This is a genomic window from Cellulomonas sp. NPDC057328, assembly GCF_042667215.1.
GTDB lineage: Bacteria > Actinomycetota > Actinomycetes > Actinomycetales > Cellulomonadaceae > Cellulomonas.
Genome location: NZ_JBHUZW010000142.1, coordinates 1 through 9,772, shown reverse-complemented (window position 1 = coordinate 9,772; position 9,772 = coordinate 1). Strand labels below are relative to the sequence as shown.

10 protein-coding genes and 1 tRNA gene are annotated in these 9,772 nt (G+C 76.4%); 3 read left to right on the top strand and 8 right to left on the bottom strand.

Going from position 1 to position 9,772, the window contains the following annotated elements; genetic code table 11:
- Nucleotides 1–58: 58 nt before the first annotated feature.
- The 4 genes from groL to ACFUMH_RS17390 all read right to left on the bottom strand — a co-directional run bounded on the left by groL (nt 59) and on the right by ACFUMH_RS17390 (nt 3,396).
- Nucleotides 59–1,684: a chaperonin GroEL gene (gene groL / locus ACFUMH_RS17405; protein WP_378208531.1), complete on the bottom strand. Its 1,626-nt coding sequence runs from the start codon at nt 1,682–1,684 to the stop codon at nt 59–61.
- 290 nt (nt 1,685–1,974) lie between these two features.
- Nucleotides 1,975–2,178 (bottom strand): cold-shock protein, encoded by a 204-nt coding sequence (locus ACFUMH_RS17400; protein WP_309135464.1) that lies wholly within the window; start codon nt 2,176–2,178, stop codon nt 1,975–1,977.
- Between the two features lie 177 nt (nt 2,179–2,355).
- Nucleotides 2,356–2,964 carry a LytR C-terminal domain-containing protein gene (locus ACFUMH_RS17395; protein WP_378208529.1) on the bottom strand — a complete coding sequence of 203 codons (609 nt, stop codon included), beginning with the start codon at nt 2,962–2,964 and terminating at the stop codon, nt 2,356–2,358.
- Nucleotides 2,965–3,081: 117 nt separating this feature from the next.
- Nucleotides 3,082–3,396: a DUF3263 domain-containing protein gene (locus ACFUMH_RS17390; protein ID WP_378208527.1), complete on the bottom strand. Its 315-nt coding sequence runs from the start codon at nt 3,394–3,396 to the stop codon at nt 3,082–3,084.
- 163 nt (nt 3,397–3,559) lie between these two features.
- On the opposite strand from ACFUMH_RS17390, the gene ACFUMH_RS17385 reads away from it, so the two are divergent.
- Nucleotides 3,560–4,237, top strand: a complete 678-nt coding sequence (locus tag ACFUMH_RS17385) for a uracil-DNA glycosylase (RefSeq protein ID WP_378208525.1) — start codon at nt 3,560–3,562, stop codon at nt 4,235–4,237.
- Between the two features lie 123 nt (nt 4,238–4,360).
- Nucleotides 4,361–5,242: an SGNH/GDSL hydrolase family protein gene (locus tag ACFUMH_RS17380; protein ID WP_378208523.1), complete on the top strand. Its 882-nt coding sequence runs from the start codon at nt 4,361–4,363 to the stop codon at nt 5,240–5,242.
- 57 nt (nt 5,243–5,299) lie between these two features.
- Here ACFUMH_RS17380 and ACFUMH_RS17375 read toward each other — a convergent pair whose 3' ends face one another.
- On the bottom strand, nt 5,300–6,544 hold the full coding sequence (locus tag ACFUMH_RS17375) for a sensor histidine kinase (RefSeq protein WP_378208520.1): 1,245 nt from the start codon (nt 6,542–6,544) through the stop codon (nt 5,300–5,302).
- 75 nt (nt 6,545–6,619) lie between these two features.
- Between ACFUMH_RS17375 and ACFUMH_RS17370 the strand changes: the two genes are divergently transcribed.
- Entirely contained in the window at nt 6,620–7,291 is a 672-nt protein-coding gene (locus tag ACFUMH_RS17370; protein WP_378208518.1) for a response regulator, read from the top strand.
- A gap of 28 nt (nt 7,292–7,319) precedes the next feature.
- On the opposite strand, the gene ACFUMH_RS17365 is transcribed toward ACFUMH_RS17370, so the two are convergent.
- From ACFUMH_RS17365 to ACFUMH_RS17355, 3 genes are all read right to left on the bottom strand, one after another.
- On the bottom strand, nt 7,320–8,585 hold the full coding sequence (locus tag ACFUMH_RS17365) for an MFS transporter (RefSeq protein WP_378208516.1): 1,266 nt from the start codon (nt 8,583–8,585) through the stop codon (nt 7,320–7,322).
- 46 nt (nt 8,586–8,631) lie between these two features.
- A complete protein-coding gene (locus tag ACFUMH_RS17360; protein ID WP_378208514.1) occupies nt 8,632–9,603 on the bottom strand; it encodes an alpha/beta hydrolase family protein in 972 nt (323 codons plus the stop codon).
- Nucleotides 9,604–9,640: 37 nt separating this feature from the next.
- Nucleotides 9,641–9,717 (bottom strand) — tRNA-Thr (locus ACFUMH_RS17355).
- Nucleotides 9,718–9,772 lie beyond the last annotated feature (55 nt).

The following is a 9,772-nucleotide window of genomic DNA, read 5'->3' as shown; positions in this document are numbered from 1 at the left end:
ACCCCGTACGGGGTGACCGGCCCTCGGTCCGTTCAGCTGGTGCTGGACCGGCTCCGGCTCAGAAGCCGCCGCCGAAGTCCTCGCCGCCACCGGCCGGGGCCGCGGGGGCCTTCTCCGGCTTGTCGGCCACGACGGCCTCGGTGGTGAGGAACAGGCCGGCGATCGACGCGGCGTTCTGCAGCGCCGAGCGCGTGACCTTCACCGGGTCGTTGACGCCCGCGGCGAGCAGGTCCTCGTACTCGCCGGTCGCGGCGTTGAGGCCCTGGCCGGAGGGGAGGTTGCGGACCTTCTCCGCCACGACGCCGCCCTCGAGGCCCGCGTTCACGGCGATCTGCTTGAGCGGGGCCTCGATCGCGACCTTCACGATCTGGGCACCGGTCGCCTCGTCGCCCTCGAGCTCGAGCTTCTCGAACGCGAGCTTGCCGGCCTGGATGAGCGCCACGCCACCACCGGCGACGATGCCCTCCTCGACGGCCGCCTTCGCGTTGCGCACGGCGTCCTCGATGCGGTGCTTGCGCTCCTTGAGCTCGACCTCGGTCGCCGCACCCGCCTTGATGACGGCCACGCCGCCGGCGAGCTTGGCGAGGCGCTCCTGGAGCTTCTCGCGGTCGTAGTCCGAGTCCGAGTTCTCGATCTCGGCGCGGATCTGGTTGACGCGGCCCTGGATCTGGCCGGCGTCGCCGCCACCCTCGACGATCGTGGTCTCGTCCTTCGTCACGACGATCTTCCGCGCCGTGCCGAGGACCTCGAGGCCCACCGTGTCGAGCTTGAGGCCGACGGTCTCGGAGACGACCTGGCCGCCCGTGAGGACCGCCATGTCCTGCAGCATCGCCTTGCGGCGGTCGCCGAAGCCGGGGGCCTTGACGGCGACCGACTTGAACGTGCCGCGGATCTTGTTGACGACGAGCGTGGCCAGGGCCTCGCCCTCGACGTCCTCGGAGACGACGAACAGCGGCTTGCCGGCCTGGATGACCTTCTCCAGCAGCGGCAGCAGGTCCTTGACGTTCGAGATCTTCGACTCGACGAGCAGGACGTAGGCGTCCTCGAGGACCGCCTCCTGGCGCTCCGGGTCCGTCACGAAGTACGCCGACAGGTAGCCCTTGTCGAAGCGCATGCCCTCGGTGAGCTCGAGCTCGAGGCCGAGACCCGACGACTCCTCGACGGTGATGACACCCTCCTTGCCCACCTTGTCGAGGGCCTCGGCGATGAGCTCGCCGATCTGGGTGTCCGCGGCGGAGATGGCGGCCGTGGCGGCGATCTCCTCCTTGGTCTCGATCTCCTTGGCCTGGTTGAGCAGCTGCTCCGTGACCGCGGCGACCGCCTTCTCGATGCCCTTCTTCAGGGCGATCGGGTTGGCGCCGGCGGCGACGTTGCGCAGGCCCTCGCGGACCAGCGCCTGGGCCAGGACGGTCGCCGTCGTGGTGCCGTCACCCGCGACGTCGTCCGTCTTCTTGGCGACCTCCTTGACGAGCTCCGCACCGATGCGCTCGTACGGGTCCTCGAGGTCGATCTCCTTGGCGATGGAGACGCCGTCGTTGGTGATCGTCGGCGCGCCCCACTTCTTGTCGAGCACGACGTTGCGGCCCTTCGGGCCGAGGGTGACCTTGACGGTGTCGGCGAGGACGTTGAGCCCGCGCTCCATGCTCCGCCGGGCCTCCTCGTTGAAGGCGATGATCTTGGCCATGGGGCTGTGATCCTTCTTCCGGTTCGTGGGTCGGCCGGTCGGTGCCCGCGACGGACGGGCCGCGCGCGCGGTCACGTCCCGCGTCGCGACGACCCTCACCTAGGCCGGTGCTGCTGTCACTCCCCACCGGAGAGTGCTAAGTCAATGGTTAGCACTCGACCCCTGCGAGTGCAAGCAGCGCAGCCCCGTCCGTGGACGACGACGGCCCGGTCGCGGACCTCCGCGACCGGGCCGGTCGGAGCGGGCGACGCCCGCGGTGCTCGGGTGCGGGCGCACGACCCGCGGCTGCGTCAGAGCGGGCGCACCTGCTCGGCCTGCGGGCCCTTGCTGCCCTGGCCGACCTCGAAGTCCACCGCCTGGCCCTCCTCGAGGGAGCGGTAGCCCGAGCTCTGGATCGCGCTGTAGTGGACGAAGAGGTCCTGACCGCCGCCGTCGGGCGTGATGAACCCGTACCCCTTCTCCGCGTTGAACCACTTGACCGTGCCCTGCGCCATGCCCTGCTCCTCGCCGTCCGGGGTCCGGGACGCTCCGCCGTCGCCCCGGTGCGTGGAGCCTAGTGGCGGCCGAACAGCGGTGACCAGGGGGTTCGTCCGTCCGTACGCGTGGTGCGCGGGGGCGTCGGGACGGGCGTCCGGGACGGCGCCGCGGACCGCCGGAGGGGCGGACCGGCGTCAGGCCTCCGGGTCGGTGACGAGCAGGACGACGATGCCCGTGGGCGCACGGTCCGGGTCGACCTCGACCGTCGTGACGCCGGTCGTCGTCCCGACGAGGTCGGCGGTCACGCGCAGGTCCTCGGACGCGACGAAGACGGTCGAGACGTCCGGCAGGTCCTCGGTCGCGTTGTCGGGCGTGACGTCGGTGAAGCCCGCGGCGCGCAGGTCGTCGGCGACGCGGCCGGCGAGGCCGGACACCCGGGCGCCGTTGAGCACCTCGACCGGCGTGGTGAGCACGGGCGCGGCGGGCGGCACCTCGGGCGGCGGGGTGGTCTCCGCCGCGGGGGCCTCGCCCTCGGTCGCGGGCTCCTCGCCGGCGGGGTCCTCGGGCGCGGGCGTCTCCTCCGCGGCGGGCGGGTTGGCGCCGCCGCCGACGACCGGCAGGTCGCCCGTGCGGGACAGGTACGCCACGGCGCCGTACGCGAGCACCGGCACCACCAGCAGCACGACGAGGAACGGCCACCACCGGCTCCAGGCGGAGCGGGGCGCGCGGTGCACGCCGCGGGGCCCGTCGGGCGTGACGGCGTCGAACTCGTCGTCCGGGTAGGGGTAGTCGGCCTTGCTCACGGCGGAAAGGCTAACGGGTGCACCCCGGCGCGTCGGGGACGCCGGCACCCGTCCGTGCGCCGTGCTGCCCGGCGCACCCGGCGGTACGGGACGTAGCGGGCGTCGGCGCGCGCGGGCTCAGGCGTCGGTGCCGAGGCGGCGGGCCGTGCGGGCCCGCTGGCGCGAGGAGCGCATGCGGCGCAGGCGCTTGACCAGCATGGGGTCGTGCGCGAGGGCCGCCGGGTCGTCGATGAGCGCGTTCAGCACCTGGTAGTACCGCGTCGCCGACATGTCGAACAGCTCACGGATCGCCTGCTCCTTGGCGCCCGCGTACTTCCACCACTGCCGCTCGAACGCGAGGACCGCCTGGTCCCGCTCCGACAGCGACGACGCGGCGTCGGCGGGGCGGGGCTCCTCGAGCGTGGCGGTCGCGCTGCTCGCCGTGGCGTCCATGGTGCCTCCGGTCCGTCGGTCCTCCGCACGCGCCGGGACGGGCCCGGACGTCGTGCGCCGCCCTCGCGGACGGCGCTGCCATGCTACGTGCGAACAACACGGGTGTCATTCCCCGTGCCGGGGCCCCCGGACCAACCGCACGCGGACGGTAGCGTGCGGCGCCGTGACGCCCGCACCCCTGGACCAGCTCGTCGCGCCGGACTGGGCGCGCGCCCTCGCCCCGGCGGAGCCCGCGCTGCGCGCCGCGGGCGACTTCCTGCGCGCGGAGGTCGCCGCCGGCCGCGAGTACCTGCCCGCCGCCGACGCCGTCCTGCACGCGTTCCGGCGTCCGCTCGCGGACGTGCGCGTCCTCGTCGTCGGCCAGGACCCGTACCCGACGCCCGGGCACCCGATGGGACTGTCCTTCTCGGTGCAGCCCGACGTGCGCCCGGTCCCGCGCTCGCTCGCCAACATCTTCACCGAGCTCGCCGCCGACGTGGGCGTCCCGACGCCGTCGTCCGGGGACCTCACGCCGTGGGCCGACCAGGGCGTGATGCTGCTCAACAGGGTGCTCACGGTGCGTCCGGGCGCGCCGGCGTCGCACCGCGGCAAGGGCTGGGAGCAGCTCACCGACCGCGCGATCGCGGCGCTGGTCGAGCGCGGCGGTCCGCTCGTCGCGGTGCTGTGGGGGCGCGACGCGCAGCAGCTGCACCCCGCGCTCGGCGACGTCCCGGTCGTCGCGAGCCCGCACCCGAGCCCGCTGTCCGCGAGCCGCGGCTTCTTCGGCTCGCGCCCGTTCTCCCGCGTGAACGCGCTGCTCGCCGAGCAGGGCGCCCCGCCGGTCGACTGGTCGCTCCCCTGACCGAGGCGCGGCACCCGACCGAGGGCACGGCGCGGGGCCCGGTGTGGCGCGGGCCCCGCCCGAGGGCGGGCGTCCTGGGCCGTCCGTGGCGGCCGTGTCCCCCGGACGGGGCATAGTGGGCACGTGCGTGCCGACGACCGCCCCGAGCCCACCCCGCCGCCCGACACCCGTGGCACCGACACCCCCGCCGCCGGCACCCCCGGCGCGACCGACGCCGCACCGCCGCGGTGGGGACGGTACGTCGCCGTCGGGGACTCGTTCACCGAGGGCCTGTGGGACGCGCCCGACGGCCAGGACGCCCCGCAGCGCGGCTGGGCCGACCAGCTGGCGTCGCACCTGTCGGGCCGCCGCACCGCCGCCGGTCTGCCGCCGCTCGAGTACGCCAACCTCGCCGTCCGCGGCCGGCTCATGCGGCCGATCCTGCACGACCAGGTCCCGGCGGCCCTCGAGCTGCGGCCCGACCTCGTCAGCGTCATCGGCGGCGGCAACGACATCCTGCGCCCGTCCGTGGACGTCGACCGGCTCGCCGCCGACCTCGAGGAGGCCGTCGCCCGGGTGCGTGCCACGGGTGCCGACGTGCTGCTCGGCACGGGGTTCGACTCGCGGGAGAGCCCGCTGGTGAAGGCCACCCGGGCGCGCGTGGGCGTCTACAACGCGCACGTGTGGTCGATCGCGCGCCGGCAGGGCGCGTACGTGCTCGACACGTGGGGCATGCGCAGCCTCCTCGACTGGCGCATGTGGGCCGCGGACCGCATCCACATGACGACCGAGGGGCACACGCGCGTGGCGCAGGCGGCGCTGGTCGCGCTGGGGCTGGCGCCGGAGCGTGCGGACTGGGACGACCCGCTCGCGCCGCTGCCGCCCGTGCCGCGCCTCGAGAAGGCCCGCGCGGACGCCCGCTGGTTCCGGGAGCACGCGTACCCCTGGGCGACGCGCCGGCTGCGCGGCCGCTCGTCGGGCGACACGCGCATGCCCAAGCGCCCGGTGCCCGCGCCGCTCGACTGAGCGCGGTCGGCCCGCGGCCCTCCGGGCCCGCACCGAGCGCGCAGCCGCGCGGCCGGCTCAGCCCGGGTCCCGCGCACCGCCGTGCACCGCGACGTCCGCGCCCGTACCGGCACCCGGACCCGGACCCGGACCCGGACCCGGCACCGCACCCGCGGCCTGCAGCGGCAGCCGCGCCTCGACCCGCGCGCCCACCTCGGGACCGGGCCCGACGCGCAGCCGCCCGCCGACGATCGCGAGCCGCTCGGCGAGCCGGGACGTCCCCGACGCGGGGTCCACGGCCCGCGGCGCGTAGGGCGCGCCGTCGTTGGAGACGACGATGACGAGGACTCCCCCGTCGAGGTCGAGGCGCACGTCCACGCGGGAGGCGGGACCGTTCTTCAGCGCGTTGGTGACGGCCTCCTCGACGACGCGCAGCGCGAGGAGCCGCTCGGCGACGGTGACGTCGCTGCGGGTGGGGTCGTCGAGCGTGCGGACGGCGTCGCTCGCGCGCAGGCTCGTCGCGATCGTCGCGGGCAGCCGGCCGAGCAGGGCCCGGACGGCGGGCACGAGGCCGAGCTCGAGGCGGTCGGGGTAGAGCAGGCGGCTCATCTGGCGGACGTCGTCGTCGCGGATCTCGGCGAGCTGGCCGCGCACCCAGACCAGCTCGTCGACGAGGCACGGGTCGCTGCCGCGCCACCGGCCCTCGACGTCGGCGAGGCGCGCGTCGACCAGCACGAGGCGCTGCTGGAGCGTGCCGTGCAGGCCCTCGGCGACCTGCCGGCGCACCCGGATCTCCTCGGCCTCGAGCGCGCGCACGGCCAGCTCGACGCCGACGGCGGCGCGCTCGGCGGCCCGTGCCCGGCGGCGGGCGGACCGCCGGTCGAGCATGACCCACACGCCGATGCCCGCGGACACGGCGCCCGTGACGGCGGCGGCCGCGAGCTCGGCGCGCAGCGACGCGGCCTCGTCCGGCCGGTACACCCCGACGGCCACCTGCGCGGTCGCCCGCGCGACCGCCATGACGACCGCTGCGGCGAGCGTGCGCAGCGCGACGCCCCACCCCGTGGGCGCCCGGTGCACGCGCAGCGCGGCGAGCGCGACGACGAGCACGGCGACCGCCAGCGCGTTGGCCAGCAGCCGCTGCCACAGCGCGACGTCGGTCCAGCCCGGCACCAGGCTGGAGTAGATGTACGTCGTCTGGAACGACGCGCCGACGCCGTAGCCGAGCGCCACCAGCCCGGACGCCCGCACCAGCACGCGGCGGTCGGCGGCGTCGTCGGCACGGCGCGTCGAGAGGGGCGTCGTCCCGTCCGTGCCCGCCATGCCCGTCCCCACTGCCGCCGCGTCGACGCGTGCGTCCCGCGCGCCCGACGTCCCGGGCGACGATACTTGCCCGTGATGAGCATCCCTGCCGACGGCCCGCTGCGGGTCGCGATCGTCGAGGACCAGCCGCTCTTCCGCTCGATGCTGCAGCGCACGGTCGCGGAGGACCCGGCTCTCCTCGTCGTCGCCACGTGCGCCTCCGTGTCCGAGGCGCGGCAGGCCCTGCGCCCCCGCGTCGCCGACGTCGTCGTCCTCGACATCGACCTGCCGGACGGGAACGGGATCGCGCTGGGCGTGCAGCTGCGCCGCGCGCAGCCCGGCCTCGGGGTGCTGCTGCTGTCCGCGCACGACGCGATGGACCTGCTGCTGGACCTGCCGCGGGACGTCGCGCACGGCTGGGGCTACCTGTCGAAGACGAGCATGACGGACGAGGCGACGCTGCTGGACGCGGTGCGGGCCGCGGCCGCCGGGCGCACGGTGCTGGACCCGGCGCTGCTCGAGCGGATGACGCCGCGGCACGGCTCGGCCGTCGCGCAGCTGACGCAGCGGCAGTTCGAGGTGCTGCGGCTGCTCGCGCAGGGGCTGTCGAACGCGGGCATCGCGGAGCGTCTCGGCATCACCGAGAAGTCGGTGCAGAACCACGTGTACGCCGTCTACGGCACGCTCGGCATCGACGCGGACCCGGCGCGCAACCCGCGGGTCAGCGCGGCCCTGCGCCTGCTGGAGGAGACGGGCCCGGCGCTCTGACGCGGGCGCGGCGTCAGGGGGCGCGGCGTCAGAGCGGGTCGTCCGCGGTCACGGGCCGACCGTCGGGGTGCAGGCCGGCCGCGACGCGGGTGCGGCGCGACGCGTGCACCGACCACCGCGGCACCGTCCGCGCGAGCGCGCCGGCGGCCGCGAGCGCGACACCGCCGGTGGCGAGGACGCCGGCGCCGACGCTGCCCAGCGCCGCGCCCGCCGAGACCACGAGCGGCCCGGCGGCGTTGCCGGAGTCCTGCAGCAGCCGCCACGCCCCGAGGAACGCGGAGCGGCGGTCGGGCGGCGCGACGTCCGACCCGAGGGTCATGAGCAGCCCCGAGCTGATGCCGTTGCCGGCGCCGAGCACCACCGCGACCGCCGCGAGCCCGGCCACCGTGGACGTCGTGGGCAGCAGCAGCATCGCGAGCGCCATGACGAGCATCGACGGCACCGCGACGGCGAGCCGGCCGCGCCGGTCCATGACCCGCCCGGCGGGGTAGAACAGCAGCACGTCGAGCGCGCCGGCGACGCCGTAGACGACGCTCGTCGTCGCGGGCGCGAGGCCGAGGTGCTCGCCCCACAGCGGCACGACGGACTGCCGGGCGCCGCGCACGACGCCGACCAGCAGCACCGCGGACCCGAGCGTCAGCAGCACGTGCCGGTGGTCGCGCACCACCTGCAGCACGGACGCGCGCACGGCGGGGCGCGTGTGCGGGCCGGCGACGTCGGGGACGGCGAGGAGCACGGCGACGGCGAGGAGCGTCGTGCCGACGGCGAGCCAGAACGCGGCGGGCGTCGCGGTGACGTGGATGAGCGCGGCGCCGAGGAACGGGCCGAGGAACACGCCGATGCGCCCGACGCCGCCGAGCGTCGAGAGCGCGCGGGCCCGGTGCACCACGGGGGTGATCCCGGTGACGTACGCCTGCCGCGCGAGCATGAACACCGCGTTCGTCGCGCCCACGCACAGCGCCCCGACCGCGAGCAGCGCGACCCGGTCGGCGAGCGCGCAGCCGGTGAACGCGACGACCGCGACGGCCGACGCCAGCAGCATCGCGTTGCGGTCCCCCACGCGGCTCGCGAGCGCGCCCGCCGGGACGTCGGCGAGCAGCTGCCCCACGCCCAGCAGCGCCGCGAGGACGCCGGCGGTCGCGAGGTCGGCGCCGAGCTCGACGGACCGCACGGCCACCACGGGCACGACCGCGCCCATGCCGAGCTCGTACACCAGCGCGGGCAGGTAGACGCCGAGCAGCACCGGCCGGGACAGGAACCCGGCGCGAGCGGCGGGGCGCGGGACGTGGCTCATCGACGCCAGTCTCGCCGCCGCGCGGCGTGCGCGCCGCCGGCGCCCGTCAGCCGGCGCGCCGGTCGGCGAGGAACGCGGTGAGGGTCGGCAGGTAGGCGGGCGCGAGCTGGTCGCGCCGCGGGACGCCGGGGGCCGGGCGGGAGACGAACAGCCCGTGGTCGGCGCCGGGGAGCACCGCGAGGCCGTGGCGCGGGTCCGGCGTCAGGTGCTCGGCGAACACCCGGACGCTCTCCGGCACGGGCACGACCGGGTCCGCGCCGCCGAGCAGGACGAGGACCGGGCACCGCAGGCGCGGCAGCACGTCGGCGGGGTCGACGTCGAGGACCCGCGCGACGAAGCCGAGCACCGCCGGGTCGTCGTACCCGTCGAGCACCGGCCCCGCCCACGGCGCGTCGGCGTGGCGTGCCTGCTCCGCCCGGACCTCCTCGACGGGCACGCCGTCGAGGAGCAGCGCCGTGCGCCGGTCGAGCCACGCCAGGCCGTCGGCGACCGTGGCGGCGTCGTGCCCGGCGGCCCGCAGCGCCGTCGCGACGCGGTACCGCTCCTGCTGCGCCGGCGTCGTGCCCGGCCCTGAGTGGCACACGACGAAGCCCACCTCGTCCGGAGCGGCCGCCGCCGCGAGCATCGCCACCCACGCGCCCTGGCTGACGCCGTACAGGCCGACCGGCCGGCCTGCCGTGCCCGCGTGGGCCCGGAGCACCCGCAGCGCGGCCAGCGACTCGTGCGCGCGGTCCTCGAGCGTCTGGTCGGTCCAGCGGCCGGGCGACCCGCCGCAGCCCGGCTTGTCGTGCCGCAGCACGACCGCGCCGGCGTCGCCGACCCACGTCGGCCAGCCGCCCCACCCGTCCACGTCGCCGTCGCCGGAGCCGTCGACGAGGACGACGCCCGGCAGCGGCCCGGGTGCACCGGCGGGCGTGCGGACGACGGCGCGGAGGTCGCCCACGGCCGTCGGGACGACCGTCGGCTCCTCCTGGGCACCGGCGTCGACGCCGGTGCCGGGTGCGGACGGGACCGTCATGCCGGCCTCCTCGTCGAGGTGCGGGGCGACGCTGCGGTGGAGCCCCCTGTCGGATTCGAACCGACGACCTGCTGTTTACAAGACAGCTGCTCTGGCCAGCTGAGCTAAGGAGGCGAGGGCGCCAGCGTACCGGCCGGCGCCCGGGACGCCGCGGGCGCCCGTCCCGGAG